Below are 16618 nucleotides of genomic sequence, written 5' to 3'. Positions count from 1 at the left end.
GCCTTCCAAGCTGACTACGTGGGTTCGATTCCCATCACCCGCTCCATTTAAAATTAAACTTACTTATAGTAAGTTTTTTTATTTGTTAATATTTAATTCATAATTATATATAAAATATTGTTGAGGTGATAAAATGGCTCAAAGATTTGAATTTAATGATTACGATGAAGATATCGAAAATAATGATTATATTGATGCAGATAACGATACTGAATATCCTAATCAAAAAAAGCAAAAAACAAAGAGAAAAATTGTTAGGAAAACAAAAAAGAAAAGAAAAACAAAAGTAAAGAGAAAGAATAAAAAAAGCAAATTATCCACTATTCTTGTATTTATTATGATTATTGTGGTCATTCTTGCTGGTGCAGGAGGTGGTTATTATGTCTACCACCAAAATCAACAACAACAAAACCAAATTAATCACTTGAAAAAACAAATAGAAAAATCAGACAACAAAAAAGAAAATTATCAAGATAACTCGTCTTCTAATAGTTCTTCATCTAATCAAGAATTAGAAGAATCTAATAATCAACAAAGTCAAGATGATGAATCAACAAATTCTAATGATAATAACATTAATAATAATGACAACAATGATAACAACAGCGAAGATCAAACCGATAACTCTAACACTTCAATTGAATAAAAAGTCACTATCAAATTTGTAGCGCTTTAAAAAATATATCATTTTATATTTATTTACAGATGGAGTTCAATATGAACATTGTCTTTAAAAAACAATGATGTAAACGTAACTAGCATCACGTATTCAACTTACCTTAAGGTAAGTTTTTTATATCCAATATATTGATGGTACATCAATATATTTTTTTATATAATGGTACAATTCTATTTGGTGTTGTAATTGACAAGTCAAATATTGATAAAGATGTTGTTGATCCCAGCTGTTCATTAATATTTGACGATAATAATTTATCGGAAAAAAAGCTTTACATAAAAGTATTGCATATTGCTTTGAAACCAATATATTTTTTTGAAAATATGAATCTAATTCTTTTAATGAAATTAGATTATTTAAATATAATGTTATCAAATCCTCTCCTATCGCTGTTAATTTAAGATTGTCAGGATTCATGTATGTTTTAGAATCAAATGAACATATATTATGTTGAAAACCAACATCAATATATTCATGACAATCAAAGTAGTAATTAAGCATTTCTATGGCTAAAAAACCTAAATAATAGTAATAATAATGATATACGGTCATATTTGTATGTTGTTTATTTATGCTTGAAAAGCAGTTTTTTACATCTTCTAGCAATTTAATCCAACTTTGTTTTATTCCAGATACGCTTACTGATTTAACAATCTTAAAAGAACTATAATAATACATATCTAAACTTACATAGTTCTCTATATATTTATAAAGAATATGATCTTGAGATACATATTGATGATAAATATTTTCAACAATTCTAAACTCTGGCTGTTTTGTAATCATTAAATATAAATTATAGTTTTTGCAAATATAAATATTATTTGATAAATAATAATTTTCCCCTTTGTAAGTAAAAAACATTTTATCTTTTAACGGAATATGATAATATGCTTGCAATATATTTACTGATGATACCACGATGGTACTTCCCCCTCAATAATCTCAAACACGAATGGGACAACAAAATCCTCTTGATAAGATTGCCTATAAAATGGCGCAATAATCATAAGTTTTATTTTCATTTGTAAGTCTATCGATATAGCAATATGATTAATTCCATAATTTTTTAAACTTTTATTAATATTAGAAGAAACAATGGATAATCCTTGATATCTTATTTTAATTTTTGGACCAACATCCACTAAAAATATATTATTGAAAAACATCCCAATAGGTATCTTTATAACAATCCCTTCTTTAGCAAACTTTTTTAATCTTTGATTATAAATAGTATTTTGAATTGATTTATACTTTCCATCCTCTATTGCCTGCATTGTTGTTTCTATTCTATTGACATATTTTCCTGTTATATTATTTATATAGACCATATTAAATCCCATTGATACGATTTTTCCTTCTTTATATTTTATATTAACTACTTTTTTATAATCTGTTTTATTCAAAAAGGAAACATGATTTATTATTAGCTGTAAGTATTGTTTTATTTCTTTTTCAGCTTGTTTTTTTATTATGGGTTGTACCTGAAACGAAAATAATTGAAATATTATTAATGACAAAACGATAACAGGAATAAGATATATTTTTTTATTCATGTCATCACCTCTATAAATATATGTTAAAAAAAAAGAAGTAGACTATATCATAGTTTACTTCTTATCATTAATAATCATATCTAAGGGTAAATCATGACTTTCAACTTCTAGATGTTTTACTTGTTGAAAATCAAAAGCAATACCTATTGTTGTTCCTTGATAATTCTTTAAAAAGCGATCATAAAAACCCCCACCGTAACCTAAACGATTGTTATTTAAATCATATGCAACAAGCGGAACAATCAATAAGTCAGGATTATTATTTATTTGGTTACCTGTTGGTTCTAATATGCCATAACGATTTTCTTTTAAATCTTTATAAGACTGAAAAGCAACAAAATCCATCATTTTACCTTGAATACGCGGCACATAAATATCTTTCGATGATACAATCTGATTTATCAATTTAAATGTATCAACTTCATTTTTATAAGATAAATATATGCCAATAGACTGAGCATTTTTGAATATATCTAATTGATTTATCTTTTGATGAATAATAGATGATTTAAATGAAAATTGTTCTTGTGAAAGAGATAATCTTTTTTGTATCATCTCTTTTCTTAATGTTTTTTTATCCAATTCCTTTTTCTCCAAAATCCATTTTAATCAATTGGTTTAATTCAACAGCATACTCCATTGGTAATTCTCTAGAGAATGGTTCAATAAATCCCATAACAATCATTTCTGTTGCCTCTTGTTTTGTAAGACCTCTAGACATCAAATAAAATAATTGTTCATCTGAAATCTTAGAAACTGTTGCTTCATGTTCAATTAAAGAATCATTATTTCTAGCACAGTTAGTAGGAACCGTATCACTTGTTGAAATTTGATCAAGAATGAGTGTGTCGCATTCTACTTTGCTTTTTGCTCCTACTGCTTTAGGCATATGTTGTACTAAACCTCTATAGTTAGTTTTACCGCCATTTTTAGAAATAGATTTAGAAACAATGGTACTTGATGTATTTGGTGCCAAGTGAATCATTTTTGCTCCTGAATCCATGATTTGATTTTCGCCAGCAACAGCAATTGTAATACATGAACCCTTAGCCCCTTCTTCCATTAACATACAAGTAGGATATTTCATTGTCACTGCTGAACCTATGTTTCCATCAACCCACTCCATTTGCCCATTTTTAAATACTTTAGCACGTTGTGTAACGAGATTTAAAATATTAGTGCTCCAGTTTTGAATTGTAGTATAGCGGCATTTCGCACCTTCTAAAACAACAATTTCAACAACACCAGTATGTAATGAGTCCTTTGAATAATTTGGTGCAGTACATCCTTCAACGTAATGAATATCCGATCCTTTATCGACTATAATCAGTGTTCTTTCAAATTGTCCCATTTGTTCAGAATTAATTCTAAAATAAGATTGTAGTGGCTTCTCTAATTTAACACCTGGTGGTACATAAATGAAAGAACCTCCTGACCAAACAGCCCCATTTAAAGCAGAAAATTTGTTATCTGAATAAGGAATAACAGTATCAAAATATTTTTTAAATATTTCAGGATATTCTCTTAATCCACTATCAATATCTAAAAAGATAACCCCTTTTTCTTGTACTTCTTTTAACATATTATGGTAAACAACTTCTGATTCATATTGAGTTGTTACACCTGATAAATATTTTTGTTCAGCTTCTGGAATTCCTAACTTATTAAACGTATTTTTAATTGTTTCCGGAACTTCTTCCCACTGATTAGTTTGCTTATCTGATGGTCTAATATAATAAGTATATTCATCAAAATCTATACGACTTAAATCAACACCCCATGTAGGCATTGGTTTGTTCAAGAAACAATCTAAAGCCTTTAATCGATATTCTAACATCCATTCAGGTTCACCCTTAATTTTGGATATTTCTCTAACAATATCCGCATTCAACCCTTTAGGTGTCTTAAATACAGATACATCTTGATTGGGAATGTTTGTTTCAATTTCTGACATATTTTCCCTCCTTATTTCTTTTCACTTTCATCAATTAATTTTGTAATACCCATCCATCCTAAAGTAGCACATTTAATTCTATTTGCTTGTTTATGAGTATTCATAAATGCTATAGCTTCCTCTAAAACATCAGGATCATAATCTTTTTCATAAATCATATTATTATAATTTTTAATGATTTCTCTAGCTTCATCGATTGTTTTTCCAATCAATAATTCTGTCATAATAGATGTACTCGCTGTACAAATAGCACATGCTTCTCCATCAAAGCGAATATCTTCTATTTTACCATTTTTTATTTTTGCCTGAACATCTATATTGTCAATACATGTTTCACTATCCATATTAATTGTTTGATATTCATTGTCATTGACTAACTCATGATTTCGTGGATTTTCATAATGATCCATAATAATTTGTCTTAACATCATATTATCCAAAGAAGGCATCTAAAAAGTCATCTCCTCTCTTACATACATCTATAAAAGCATCAATTTCTTGATAAGTATTATAAAAATAAAATGATACTCTCAATGTTTGACTTACATTTAAATACTCTCCTAAAATTTTAGCACAGTGTTGACCTGCCCTTACAGCAATACCGTAAGTATTAAATAGACTCGCAGCATCTTGACTAAATACACCCTTAATATTAAAAGCAATAGGACCTGAAGCATCCGGATTATATAATTCAATGTTATCTAATTCTTTCATTTTATTAATAGCATATCTTCTCAATTCCTGTTCATATTCATGAATATTTTGCATTCCAATTGATTGAATATACTCTATAGCAGCGCCCATACCGATAACACCTTCTATATTGGCGGTACCGGTTTCAAACTTAGTTGGTGCATTTTTTAATTTGACAATCCCATTGCTTTTATAACGAGCATTACTATCACCACCAAAGCGTGTAGGTCTCATTTCCTCAAGTAATTCATATTTACCATATAAAACTCCTACACCTGTTGGGCCACATAATTTATGAGCAGAAAAAGCTAAAAAATCAAGATCTAAATTTTGGACATCAATTGGCATATGTGGCACACTTTGTGCCCCATCAACAACAACAATAATTCCTTTTTGGTGAGCATACTCACATATTTCTTTTATTGGTGCAATTTGTCCTAATACATTAGTAATTTGGGCAATTGATATGATTTTAGTTTGATCTGTAATAGCTTTTTTTACATTATCTAAAGTAACTTTACCTTGGTCTTCTAAATCAATATATTTAATAATACACCCTGTTTCTTTAGCCACTTCAAACCAAGGCAAAGTATTACTAGCATGCTCTGCCAATGTAAGTAATACTTCGTCTCCTTCATGAAGATGTGTCATTCCATAACCAAAAGCAACTAAATTTAAGCTATCAGAACTTCCATAAGTATAAACAACTTCTTCTTTTTTACAATTAATAAAATTTGCTACAATATCTCTTACATGCTCATATTTTGAATCCACTTCGTGTGACAAATCATAATCACCACGATGAGCATTTCCCGAATAATTTGTTAAATAATCACAAACACTATCTATCACCTTTTGTGGTTTTAATGTTGTTGCTCCATTATCTAAATAAATGAGAGTTTTTCCATGCATTGTTTTACCATTAAGCATTGGAAAGTCTTCTCTTATTTTTTTTACATCTATCATTAAAGACCCACCTTTTCTTTCAATACTTCATTAAATCTATCTTTTAGAGAATCTACATGAATAAAATTTAAAACTGGTAAAAAATATCCATATGTAACAAGATGCATCGCATCTTGCTTAGTCAATCCTCTCGATTGAAGATAGTATAAATGATCTTCATCAATTTTTCCTACACTCGCACCATGACTTGCTTTTACATCATATTCATCTATATATAAATATGGATTAGCCTCAGCTATGCATCCATCATCAAAAACAATAATTTTATTAGTTTGATGCGTATCAGACTGATAGTTACCTTTTTCTATTTTTCCTATACCATCAATAATTAAACTTGAATGTGATTTAACAACACCATAATTATCCATATCGCCATATGTATTTGGTGCATGATGACATAGAGATATTTGATATTCTTTCTTTTTTTCATTGCTAGCCAAGGAAGCTAAACGAACTAATGCTCTTGCTCCTGGTTTATTTAAATCATATTTCATTTTTGATTTTGTTGAATAATTTGATAATTCAACATAAGCACAATCAATTGATGCATCCTGTCCAACTTGAACATGATCATGAAGAATGTATTGTCCATCAAGACAATCATTTTCAACATAACGTGTTACATGACTATTTTGTTCAATATTTATTTCTTTTTGATATTGTGATTGATTTTGTAACTGATATATTTCAATCAAATCTACATTAATATTTTTTTTGATATCAATGAAAACATTAAATAACTGGCATTCATTAGATGTATAAATAATTTGTAACTGAGTTGAATCATAAATAATAATATTGTTTTCATTTATTTCAATATGGTCTTGAATTTGTTGAGTTTGAATATTTCCATTATGAATGACCAAATAATTTCTTACTTCTTTTAGTTTTTCCATTATTCAGCTTTTACTTTATGTCCACAGCTTCCTAATACAATTGGCTGCTTATTTTCTCCTTCATTAATTTCATAACCTAATTCTTTGACCCATTCATAACCTTCTTGATCAATTTTATCAATCAATTCTCTACCACCACTTAAAACAATTTTACCATCTACCAATACATGAACATGTGTTGGTGGCACTAATTCAAATAATCTTTCGTAGTGTGAAACCATTACACAACCAAAAGTATCAGATTTCATATCATTAATGGCTTTAGCCACAATTTTCAATGCATCTACATCTAAACCAGAATCAATCTCATCTAATAATGCAAATTTAGGTTGCAATAATTTCATTTGTAATATTTCATTACGCTTTTTTTCGCCTCCAGAAAATCCTTCATTTAAATAACGATGTGCAAGATTTTCGTTCATTTTTAAATCTTCGATATTTTTATCTAATTCCTTGATAAATTTAAATAATGAAACAGGCTTTTCTTGGTGTGCATTCATTGCTGCACGTAAAAAATCAGAAGTAATGACACCTGGAATTTCTTGAGGATATTGCATTCCTAAAAAGATTCCTGCTCTACTTCTTTCATCAACGCTCATAGACAATACATCTTGACCATCTAGAGTCATTTTACCTTGTGTTACTTTATATTTTGGATGCCCCATAATCGTAGATAGTAAAGTAGATTTACCATTACCATTTGGTCCCATCAATGCATGTATTTCACCAGTATTTATTTCTAAATCTATTCCTTTTACAATTTCACGATCTTCAATACTGACATGTAAATTTTCTATTTTTAAAGTCGACATAACCAGACCCCTTTCTACCATGATTATTTTACTAAAATGGTTATTAAAAAACAATGAATGTGATAATAATCTTTTGCTTAGATTTAACAATTTATATTATGGACAAAATATGGTATATTAATATATATAATGAGGTGATTTAATGAAATTTTTAAAAAAATTATTTAATACTATATCTTCTAAGCAAATTACTCAAACATTACTTAATTTATTGATTTTGCTTGCTATCATGTTGATACTTGACACAACTAAAGATGTATGGGGAAATGCACTATCCGTCATCTGGGCTGTAATTAAACCATTTTTTATTGCCTTTGTTATAGCATTTGTAGTGAATCCACTCATCAATTGGATTCAAAAATATGTTAAAAATAGAGGTTTAGCTGTTGGTTTTGTCTATGTAGGCGGCTTAGCTTGTATAGTTTTACTTATCTCTTTAGCAGTACCAATGATCTATAATAGTTTGCTTGAAATGTATCCATCTTTTGAAAGTGGATTAAAAGATATTTCTCATTTTATCAAAGTTAATTTTAATTATGATGTATCTTCGATGATTGTTTATATTGAAACAATGGCATCAGACATGCTTAAAGAAACAACTTTTATCAATACGACCTTTGATTTTTTAAATCAAGCATTGATTAACATTACTAACTATTTGATTTATTTGATTTTGGCTATCTATATGTCTTCTACATATGATAACATAAAAAAATCTATTAAATCATTAGCTAAAAAGTTTGAACCATCTCTACCAACATATATATCAGAAGTAAACATTTCTCTAATTAATTATGTTAAAGCCTTTGCTATAGGGGCTGTTGCTCAAGGAATTACAACTTCAATTATGTATTTAATTATTGGACATCAAAATTGGTTGCTTCTTGGTATTTTTTCAGCAATCAGTTCAATCATTCCTTATGTTGGTCCTATATGTGCCAATGTTTTAGGAATCATTACATCATTAGTATTAGGGCCAACAAAACTAGCATTTTTACTTATTTTAATTTTTATTCAATCAACAATTATGTCTTATGTAATTCAACCTAAAATCTATTCTTCACAAATTGATTTGTCAATTATGTGGGTACTATTTGGAATCTTGTCAGGATCTACAATATTTGGAGTATGGGGTATGATTATAGCTATGCCGCTTTTAGTAACAATTAAAATAATCTATCGTATTTATATGCAACATCATCAAATCATTATCGATTAAAAGCACACTTTCATAAAAGTGTGCTTTTTTTAAAATAAGTTACAGATGATAACAAGCAAAATAAATAACACTAAAATTAAAGTGAATGATTCTTCATGTTTCATTATGACCCCTCCTATCTTAAGCAATAAATCATAATAATAACAAGTAAAATAAATAGGACATAAATATTTGTTTTATTTTCTTTACATTCTTGCATTTTTATCCTCCTTATACTTATCTACTATAAATTATGTTAATGGTATCGTTAACTGTGTGTTTTTGCCTATTTTATTGAAATTATCAAGGATTAATAGTATAATTTAGCCGTTATATTAAGGAGGAAAAGTATGAATTTAAAAAAATACACAGCTGCTTTATTAATAAGTAGTTGCCTTTTAACAGGATGTAGTCAATCGCATACTGTCAAAAAAGACGGTAAGTATGTTGTTGCATCTTTAGAAAAAGGAAATAAAGAAAAAAATATTTTAGCTGATGATTTATATAAATCAATTCTAAATTCAAGTAATGGTAAAACTGCTGCATATAATGCCGTTTTACAAAATATTATTGATAAAAAATTCCCTGTCAATGATGAAATGAAAACAGATGCTGATACGATTGTTCAACAAGTTAAAACTTATTATAAGAATCAATATGGATCAGATTCATACAAATCACAACTTAAACAAGTCTTACAAAACGCCGGTTATACAAACATGAGTGATTATCGACAAAAAATGATTAAACAAATCCAATACGCTAATTATTTATTAAGTTATGTAAATAAACACTATGACTCAGTTTTTGAAGATTATTATAATCAATGTTCTCCACGTTATGTAAGTATTATTAAAGTATCTATGTCTGATGTAAGTAATCCAACAGATACTGAAATAAAAAAACTAAATGAAGTTAAAGAATTATTAAATAATACAGATAAAAGTTTTGGTGCTATTGCACAAAGCTACTCTGATGATGATTCAACAAAATCAAAAAAAGGTGCTGTAGGCATTGTTGATAGCAAAGATACTTCAAGTTTAACAAATACTTATGGAAATGATGTTGTTGAAAAAGCACAATCATTAAAAGCAGGTGAGATATCTGATGCTATTGCGGGATCTGACGGTTATTATTTTGTAAAAGTGACAAGTACAGATGAAAAGAAATTAAAAAAAGAATTAAAGGATACCGATATCGATTCACCATTACTTGCCTATGATGATTATTTACAATATATTGTCTTCAATTCTTATAAAGTGACTTATAAAGATAAGTCGATTAAGAAAAATGTTGAGTCAGTTGTTAATGAAGCACTTAAACAACGCCAACAAGAAAGAGGAGAAAATAAATAATGAAAAATATATTATCTCAGTTATCTAAGCACAAAAAAGCAACAGCCATTATATGTGTCATTGTGATCATATTATGTATAACAGGTATCTATTTTACCACTCGCTCTTCTTCTAAATACAGCACAAGCGTATCTAATGGTAATTCAACTGCAATTAAAGCAAATGATATTACGATTACGAAAGATGACATCTACTATTATTTATTAGAGAATTATGGTTCTAATCAAGTTATTAACGATGCATTAAATTATATTTGTGATAAAGAAATTACTGATCAAAAAGCAATTGATAAAAAAGTCAATGAAACAAAAGAATCATATGAATCATATTCTAAACAATCATTAGCAGATTATATTAAATCTATCGGTTACACTGGAACTGAAGAGCAATATATCAAAGAAATGATTGAACCCGATGCAAAGCAACAATTATTAAAAGAAAAATATGTTGAAGCAAACTTCAATAAATTAGTAAAACAATATAAAGTAAAATATCTTAAAATTATAACTGTTGATACTGAATCCCAAGCCTTAAAATTGATTAAATCTTGCACTAATGAAGACAATTTTAATCAAATTATGTCAGATAATAATGGAAGTGATGCTGGTTTAGTCACTACAAAAAGCAGTACAATTGATAAAAATATTATAAAAAAATTAGATAGTTTTACTAAAGATGGTATTTATAAAAAAGCAATTAAAACATCTGATTCAAAATATGCAATAATTTGGACATATAATACCAATAAAAAAGAAAAAAAATCTGAAATTAAAGAAGCATTAACAAATATATCTGATTTATCAACTAAAGCCAACGCTTATTATTTTAAAAAATATAATTTTGATGTATATGAAACTCAATTAAAAGACGAAATAAAAAAAGAATCTAAAGATTATTTTGGATAAGGTATGACCTTATCCTTTCTTTATGTTAAAATGATATAGGAGGTTTTATTATGGAAAATTGTATATTTTGCAAAATAATTAATAAAGAAATTCCTGGTAAAGTCGTTTATGAAGATGACATTTGTCTTGCTTTTTTAGATTTATCTCAAGCAACATATGGTCATACATTAGTTATTCCTAAAAAACATTATGATAATATTTTAACGGTGGACGATGAAACTTTAGCTCATTTATTTAAAATTGTAAAAAAATTATCAAAACAAATCATGGAGAAATTAGGTGCAGATGGCTTAAATGTGCTAACAAATACAAACGAAGTAGCAGGACAAACTGTTCATCATTTTCATATTCATATTTTACCAAGATATAACAAAAATGAATTAAAAATCAATTTTATTGATCACAGTCAAGATGTTGATTTAGATGAATTACTTAATAAAATAAAATAAAAATATGTTCTCTTATGGAGAACATATTTTTATTTATACATCTTTGGTTTATAAAATGCTCTATTTTCTAGAGAGAAGACTCTCTTTGTAAACTGCCCGTTATCAACAGTTTCTAGCGCTTTATTCAACATAGCCATTCTAGCATCAATATTGTCTATTAAATATAATATCTCTGCCTCTTTTATTTGTGGTAAAACCGGTGATCCAAATTCATTTTTACCATGATGAGCTAAGATCATATGTTGTAATAATGTAACTTCTTCACCTTCTATATGCATTTGATCTGCTTTTTCTTTAATCATAGCATTACTAATAGAAATATGTCCCAGTAATTTTCCTTGTAATGTATATTCTGGAACAGCAGGTCCACTTAATTCAACAATTTTTCCTAAATCATGTAAAATAATACCTGAATATAGTAAATCTTTATTTAAAGTAGGATATAAATGACAAAATGATTCTGCCACTCTTAACATTCCCCATGTATGATGTGCCAATCCAGAAACATATTCATGATGATTTTTGCTTGCAGCAGGATAATATGATAACTTTTCAAAATTTTCTTCAAATAAAGCTTTAACAAGTTGATTCAATTTTAGATTATCAATTTGATCAACATAATTTCTAATATCATGCATCATTTTACTGGAATCTACCGGTGCCTGCTTTAAGTATTTAATTTTATCTTTTTCATCATTTGAAGCAACTACAATTTTAATAATTTTCATTTGTCGATCATCGTTATATTTAATCACATCACCCTTTACTTGAACAATTGTTCCCACAGTTAATGTTTCAACTTGTAGCTCAGTAGCATTCCATAATTTTGCATCAATCGTCCCACTGTCATCTTGTAGTACTATTGATAAATAAGTCGAACGATTTGCACCATTTGTCTTACCAGTCACAACATGATTAATTAATGCTTCAATTACAACAGAATCATTACCTGGTTTTAAATCACAAATTTTATTCATTTTAAAACTCCTCTTTTTCTATCAATTTTTTTATATCGTCATAGTTATATCCTTTTCTAAGCAAAGAATCAACGAGTTTGTTTTTAAACTGTGAACCTGAGTATTTTTTAGAATATTTATTAAATAATTTCTGAAAATCTTTATTTAATAACTCTTTTTCTTTTTGATTATCATATTCAAAATCATAATCACTCATGGCCTTTTCAATTGTCTCATTAGTAAACCCCTTTAAAAATAATTTTTCTCTTATCTTTTTTATTACATTTTTGTGAGAGAAACTATTATTTCTATGATAGTAAGTTTCAATTAATGATATAGCAGCTTCATATTCCTCATCAGTATCTATTTCTTCTAAACACTGGTCGATAAGAACATTATCAATTTGGTAACTACGTAAATTATATATAGCTTTATTTAAACCAATTCCTATACGCATACATCTTTGTAAATAGTTCATCGCAAATAATTTATCATTAATTAAGTTTTTTTCTTTTAATAACTCTAATGTAGCATCTAATTGTGTATCATCAAAATCTCCATTATTCATTAACTTGGTTTTCATTTGATAATATGTATAGTCTTTTAAGGTAAGATACTTTAAAGCTTTATTATATGCTCGACTTACCTGTTCTAAATCTTTCAAAGAATCGAACAATTCTCTATCAATAACTTGTCCTACTTTTAAATCATATTGTTCTATAATCTGATCAGCCAGTTCTAATGAAATATTACTTCCATCAATTGAAAAGACAAGCTCATTTTTATGATGACGTAATGGAATAATAGATTTAAGAGTATAACTATAGTGTTTATTTACTATCCCGTTTTTATATACTTCTAATACTTTTTTAGCAAAAGTCTCTCCACTGTACTTTTTGGCTGTCTCTAAGGCGGTTTTTTTCATAGACGATAAATCAATCGACATCATTTTTAAAATAAGCTCAGGCAGCTCATTTTCCTCTTTAAAAAAGTATCCATTGTGTCCACTTTCTACGACATCTTTAAGTTGATCATCATATCTTGCTATTACTGGAATTCCACTAGCCATTGCTTCAATATAAGTTAACCCTTGTGTTTCAGATAAAGAAGCCGATATAAAAACATCAGAAATATGATAATGTGCAGGAACTAACTGCCCACTTTGTGGTCCTGTAAAAATAATATATTGACTAATATCATCATCACGAACCAACTCTTTTAATTCTTCTAATTGTGGTCCTCCTCCAACGATTAAGCATTTAATATTTTTATTTACCTTAACCACTTCTTTTAATGCATTTATAATGACATCTATACTTTTCTCTTGAGCAATTCGACCTAGGAAAGTTAATACAAAATGATTTTCAATATTATATTCCTTTTTTAACTTTAAAATAAGTTGTTCATTTTTATTAGCGGGATCAAAACGATCAAGTTCTAATCCTGTAGGAATAATATTAATGTGATTTTGTGTAATTCCATAGTGTTCTAAAGCATCTTTAGTTTTTAAAGAAGGAACTATTAGTTCCTGACATTTATTACTATATAGTTGACTGATTTTTGTAATCACTTTTTTTAATACTGTATCAACTGTCTCAGAATTTATTGGATTGACATAATGAGAGTAATCTTCCCACATTGTATGATAAGTATATACTACAGGAACATTTAAAGTTTCTCCTGCAATTCTCCCAAAAATACCAATTCCAAACTCCGTTTGTACATGAATGACTTCAGGAGCAAATCTTTTAATTTCTCGCATCCCTTTAAAAGAATATATATTACAAGCACGATATCCATATAAAGCTTGTATCTCCAATCCAGGAACCCTTAAAACTTGATCATCAAATCGATCATGATAATCACTATCACTTGGAAGTTCACTCGTGACAACCAAAACATCATGTCCAAGTTTAATTAACTCATTGCGCAAAATATTTGTTGACGTTGCTACACCATTAATATCAGGAATATATGTGTCAGAAAATAACGCTATTTTCATAGATACCTCCTATTTTTTTATATCTTGAAGTTGGATTTCATCAATTTCTTCTACAATAACTTCATCATTACTAGTAGCTATTTTTGATTTAGTAGTGTGAATTTCTTTACTGATCATAACAGTAATACCTCCCACAATTAAACCCATATAATATGTTATAAATCTCCAAACTAATAAAGTTGCAGATGTTCCACCTTTTAAAAAGCCATGAAGTAAAAAATAAAATGTACCCTCACTTCCACCACTTGCTCCAGGTAAAGGAACAAAATCAGAAATCATATATATAAAAGATGTTATTCCTATAAAATCAAAGAAATACGACCAATTTAAGGCTGTTCCCATCGCTTTAGCTGTTAAAAAAGGCATACTATAAAGTAAAGTAAGTCTCAAGACATTTAATAAAATTGATTTAATTAATACTTCTCGATTTTTTTGAAGTAATGTTAATTCATCTCTAAAAGACGATAATTGCCTTTCTATTTTGATACGTTTGTCTTCATAATTTCTAACAATATGCACTTTTGCAAGTAACTTTAAAATATTGTTACAAACAAAATTTTGCAATCTTCTAGATTTTGCTCCTAAAAACAAACTACTAATAACAGCAAAATTAATTAAAAAGCCTATTATAGCCAAAGAAAAAAACTTAGAATAAATAGAACTATAATATGTGTATCTAAAAAGCATAATTATAGAAGTATAAACAACCAATACACTTTGATATACAATAAACAACATTAATAAAATACTGGAAGAAAAAGTTGCCGAGATACCTTGTTTATTAAAAACATATACCTGATAAAATTGTCCACCTGTTGACATAGGAGTAATTCCACTAAAAAACACACCAGATAAAGAATTAGTAATTCCTTGCTTTATCGTATAATCTTTTTTATACACCCTGGCAAAGACAACCAAGCCCAATGCATTGACTAAATAATAAATAAACATAACAATAATACAAATAACTATCCATAAATAATTAGCATGTGTTAAATAATGAATTGTTGACTGAAGTTGACTGCCTATTGAAAAATATATTGATAAACCTCCAACCAGTAAAATAATTAAAATGTTTAGAAAATACTTCTTTTTGCTTTTTTTATCCATAAGATAAACCTCCTATTGGTTTAATACTTCTTCATAAATCATTTTTAATTGTTTACCTATATTCATTAATTCACGTTCTTGTGCCACTTTATAACCTTCTTCAATAGTAGAAGGAAGCTGTTTATTTATTATCATTTGAATAAGCTGAATAAAATCATCATTTGTCTTTCCCTTATAGCAATTCAAACGATCAATAAGCCATGGATCAAACGCTGGAATATCACGTACTAGCATTTGCGCTTTACATGCTAACGCTTCTAAAACAACTATTCCTTCTGTTTCTTCTCTTGATGGAAAGAAAAACAAATCACAACGTCCGTATGCTCCATTAATTACATCACCTGCAACATAGCCAGGCAAGATAACATTGTCTGGCAAATTTTTTAAAATTTTCTTTATTTTAGCAGTTGGATTAGATAACTTAATATCTCCAAACCAAAAGAATTTGTATTCTGGTAACGAATAAGCTACTTCCACAAAAGTATCAAACCCTTTTCTTTCAAATAACCAACCAACCGAAATAATAACTTTATCATTTTCGTCTATATGATACTTCTTGCAAAATGATTCTATTTGTTCTTGTGTTGGATTAAATTTATCCAAATCAACACCATTTGAAATAGCATGAATAGGTGTATTTAATCCGTATGCTTCTAAAAGATTTTTAGAATAAGGAGTAGGTGTAATAATTTCATCAGCTTCCTTGTATAAATACACAAGCCATTTCTTAAAAATTCCTGCTAGAGTATTCGAAAACATAAATGAATTTCTAAAATCCTCTTCTGTACTATGCGCATGATAAATTACTTTTTTATTATTATCCCTTGCCTGTTTAATCATTTTAATACTGTCAGGCCAAATAGTATTAATATGCAATATATCATAATCTAAATCTTCTTTATCAACAGTATATTCTATATTGTTCAAAGACAATGCTTTTTTTTGATGAACAAAAGCACGACCTATACCCGATTTCTTTATAGCATTTTCTTGCCCAAAATATAATTTAATTTTCACAATAATCACCATATCTATTCTACTATAATTTATATCAAATTAAAAGTAATTGTAATAGTTATGACTAATA

At 27.9% G+C, this 16618-nt stretch carries 18 protein-coding genes; 5 read left to right on the top strand and 13 right to left on the bottom strand.

The features are described 5' to 3' along the window. Positions 1-133 precede the first annotated feature (133 nt). Positions 134-646 (top strand): uroporphyrinogen-III C-methyltransferase, encoded by a 513-nt coding sequence (locus DW911_RS10355; RefSeq protein WP_118434091.1) that lies wholly within the window; start codon positions 134-136, stop codon positions 644-646. Positions 647-793: 147 nt separating this feature from the next. Here DW911_RS10355 and DW911_RS10350 read toward each other — a convergent pair whose 3' ends face one another. The 8 genes from DW911_RS10350 to sufC are packed head-to-tail and all read right to left on the bottom strand — an operon-like array spanning position 794 to position 7556. Further along, entirely contained in the window at positions 794-1600 is an 807-nt protein-coding gene (locus tag DW911_RS10350; RefSeq protein WP_118434092.1) for a hypothetical protein, read from the bottom strand. Then, the gene (locus DW911_RS10345; protein ID WP_118434093.1) at positions 1585-2235 is read right to left on the bottom strand and encodes a sporulation protein YunB; all 651 of its coding nucleotides are present in this window, start codon (positions 2233-2235) and stop codon (positions 1585-1587) included. The genes DW911_RS10350 and DW911_RS10345 overlap by 16 nt, the downstream gene beginning before the upstream one ends. Before the next feature lie 54 nt (positions 2236-2289). After that, positions 2290-2817, bottom strand: a complete 528-nt coding sequence (locus tag DW911_RS10340; protein WP_118434094.1) for a 5-formyltetrahydrofolate cyclo-ligase — start codon at positions 2815-2817, stop codon at positions 2290-2292. Beyond that, positions 2810-4189, bottom strand: coding sequence for a Fe-S cluster assembly protein SufB (gene sufB / locus DW911_RS10335; RefSeq protein WP_118434095.1), 1380 nt, complete (start codon positions 4187-4189; stop codon positions 2810-2812). Before sufB ends, DW911_RS10340 begins: the two co-directional genes overlap by 8 nt. Before the next feature lie 11 nt (positions 4190-4200). Further along, the gene (gene sufU, locus DW911_RS10330) at positions 4201-4638 is read right to left on the bottom strand and encodes a Fe-S cluster assembly sulfur transfer protein SufU (protein ID WP_118434096.1); all 438 of its coding nucleotides are present in this window, start codon (positions 4636-4638) and stop codon (positions 4201-4203) included. Next, positions 4622-5848 (bottom strand): aminotransferase class V-fold PLP-dependent enzyme, encoded by a 1227-nt coding sequence (locus tag DW911_RS10325; protein ID WP_118434097.1) that lies wholly within the window; start codon positions 5846-5848, stop codon positions 4622-4624. The genes sufU and DW911_RS10325 overlap by 17 nt, the downstream gene beginning before the upstream one ends. Continuing rightward, positions 5848-6744, bottom strand: a complete 897-nt coding sequence (locus tag DW911_RS10320) for a SufB/SufD family protein (protein ID WP_118434098.1) — start codon at positions 6742-6744, stop codon at positions 5848-5850. Before DW911_RS10320 ends, DW911_RS10325 begins: the two co-directional genes overlap by 1 nt. Beyond that, complete coding sequence (sufC, locus tag DW911_RS10315; RefSeq protein ID WP_118434099.1) at positions 6744-7556, bottom strand: Fe-S cluster assembly ATPase SufC; 813 nt, start codon at positions 7554-7556, stop codon at positions 6744-6746. Before sufC ends, DW911_RS10320 begins: the two co-directional genes overlap by 1 nt. 142 nt (positions 7557-7698) lie before the next feature. Here sufC and DW911_RS10310 point away from each other — a divergent pair, with 142 nt between their 5' ends. Continuing rightward, the gene (locus DW911_RS10310; protein WP_118434100.1) at positions 7699-8775 is read left to right on the top strand and encodes an AI-2E family transporter; all 1077 of its coding nucleotides are present in this window, start codon (positions 7699-7701) and stop codon (positions 8773-8775) included. A gap of 29 nt (positions 8776-8804) precedes the next feature. Here DW911_RS10310 and DW911_RS11385 read toward each other — a convergent pair whose 3' ends face one another. After that, entirely contained in the window at positions 8805-8879 is a 75-nt protein-coding gene (locus DW911_RS11385) for a YjcZ family sporulation protein (protein WP_369831774.1), read from the bottom strand. A 225-nt stretch (positions 8880-9104) separates the two neighbouring features. On the opposite strand from DW911_RS11385, the gene DW911_RS10300 reads away from it, so the two are divergent. From DW911_RS10300 to DW911_RS10290, 3 genes are read left to right on the top strand one after another with little or no spacing between them, the layout of a single operon-like run. Next, positions 9105-10109, top strand: a complete 1005-nt coding sequence (locus tag DW911_RS10300) for a peptidylprolyl isomerase (protein ID WP_118434102.1) — start codon at positions 9105-9107, stop codon at positions 10107-10109. After that, a complete protein-coding gene (locus DW911_RS10295; RefSeq protein WP_233541887.1) occupies positions 10109-11014 on the top strand; it encodes a hypothetical protein in 906 nt (301 codons plus the stop codon). Before DW911_RS10300 ends, DW911_RS10295 begins: the two co-directional genes overlap by 1 nt. Positions 11015-11064: 50 nt before the next feature. Continuing rightward, a complete protein-coding gene (locus DW911_RS10290) occupies positions 11065-11463 on the top strand; it encodes an HIT family protein (protein ID WP_118434103.1) in 399 nt (132 codons plus the stop codon). Between the two features lie 29 nt (positions 11464-11492). Here DW911_RS10290 and DW911_RS10285 read toward each other — a convergent pair whose 3' ends face one another. The 4 genes from DW911_RS10285 to DW911_RS10270 are packed head-to-tail and all read right to left on the bottom strand — an operon-like array spanning position 11493 to position 16560. Continuing rightward, the gene (locus DW911_RS10285) at positions 11493-12440 is read right to left on the bottom strand and encodes a 3'-5' exoribonuclease YhaM family protein (RefSeq protein WP_118434104.1); all 948 of its coding nucleotides are present in this window, start codon (positions 12438-12440) and stop codon (positions 11493-11495) included. Position 12441: 1 nt separating this feature from the next. Beyond that, entirely contained in the window at positions 12442-14421 is a 1980-nt protein-coding gene (locus tag DW911_RS10280) for a glycosyltransferase (protein ID WP_118434105.1), read from the bottom strand. Positions 14422-14430: 9 nt separating this feature from the next. Beyond that, the gene (locus DW911_RS10275) at positions 14431-15531 is read right to left on the bottom strand and encodes a lysylphosphatidylglycerol synthase transmembrane domain-containing protein (protein WP_118434106.1); all 1101 of its coding nucleotides are present in this window, start codon (positions 15529-15531) and stop codon (positions 14431-14433) included. A 12-nt stretch (positions 15532-15543) separates the two neighbouring features. Continuing rightward, entirely contained in the window at positions 15544-16560 is a 1017-nt protein-coding gene (locus tag DW911_RS10270; protein WP_272482630.1) for a glycosyltransferase family 4 protein, read from the bottom strand. Between the last annotated feature and the right edge of the window lie 58 nt (positions 16561-16618).

The sequence above is a fragment of the Erysipelatoclostridium sp. AM42-17 genome (assembly GCF_003480255.1).
GTDB lineage: Bacteria > Bacillota_I > Bacilli_A > Erysipelotrichales > Coprobacillaceae > Faecalibacillus.
This window is presented reverse-complemented; position numbering and strand designations above follow the sequence as displayed.

Bases quoted from the DNA above. Each gene is read 5' to 3' on its own strand.
- DW911_RS10325 (WP_118434097.1), bottom strand. From the start codon at position 5,848: ATGATAGATGTAAAAAAAATAAGAGAAGACTTTCCAATGCTTAATGGT.
- DW911_RS10310 (WP_118434100.1), top strand. From the start codon at position 7,699: ATGAAATTTTTAAAAAAATTATTTAATACTATATCTTCTAAGCAAATT.
- sufB (WP_118434095.1), bottom strand. From the start codon at position 4,189: ATGTCAGAAATTGAAACAAACATTCCCAATCAAGATGTATCTGTATTT.
- DW911_RS10300 (WP_118434102.1), top strand. From the start codon at position 9,105: ATGAATTTAAAAAAATACACAGCTGCTTTATTAATAAGTAGTTGCCTT.
- DW911_RS10275 (WP_118434106.1), bottom strand. From the start codon at position 15,531: ATGGATAAAAAAAGCAAAAAGAAGTATTTTCTAAACATTTTAATTATT.
- DW911_RS10355 (WP_118434091.1), top strand. From the start codon at position 134: ATGGCTCAAAGATTTGAATTTAATGATTACGATGAAGATATCGAAAAT.
- DW911_RS10285 (WP_118434104.1), bottom strand. From the start codon at position 12,440: ATGAATAAAATTTGTGATTTAAAACCAGGTAATGATTCTGTTGTAATT.
- DW911_RS10290 (WP_118434103.1), top strand. From the start codon at position 11,065: ATGGAAAATTGTATATTTTGCAAAATAATTAATAAAGAAATTCCTGGT.
- sufU (WP_118434096.1), bottom strand. From the start codon at position 4,638: ATGCCTTCTTTGGATAATATGATGTTAAGACAAATTATTATGGATCAT.
- DW911_RS10280 (WP_118434105.1), bottom strand. From the start codon at position 14,421: ATGAAAATAGCGTTATTTTCTGACACATATATTCCTGATATTAATGGT.
- DW911_RS10320 (WP_118434098.1), bottom strand. From the start codon at position 6,744: ATGGAAAAACTAAAAGAAGTAAGAAATTATTTGGTCATTCATAATGGA.
- DW911_RS10270 (WP_272482630.1), bottom strand. From the start codon at position 16,560: ATGGTGATTATTGTGAAAATTAAATTATATTTTGGGCAAGAAAATGCT.
- DW911_RS10345 (WP_118434093.1), bottom strand. From the start codon at position 2,235: ATGAATAAAAAAATATATCTTATTCCTGTTATCGTTTTGTCATTAATA.
- sufC (WP_118434099.1), bottom strand. From the start codon at position 7,556: ATGTCGACTTTAAAAATAGAAAATTTACATGTCAGTATTGAAGATCGT.
- DW911_RS10295 (WP_233541887.1), top strand. From the start codon at position 10,109: ATGAAAAATATATTATCTCAGTTATCTAAGCACAAAAAAGCAACAGCC.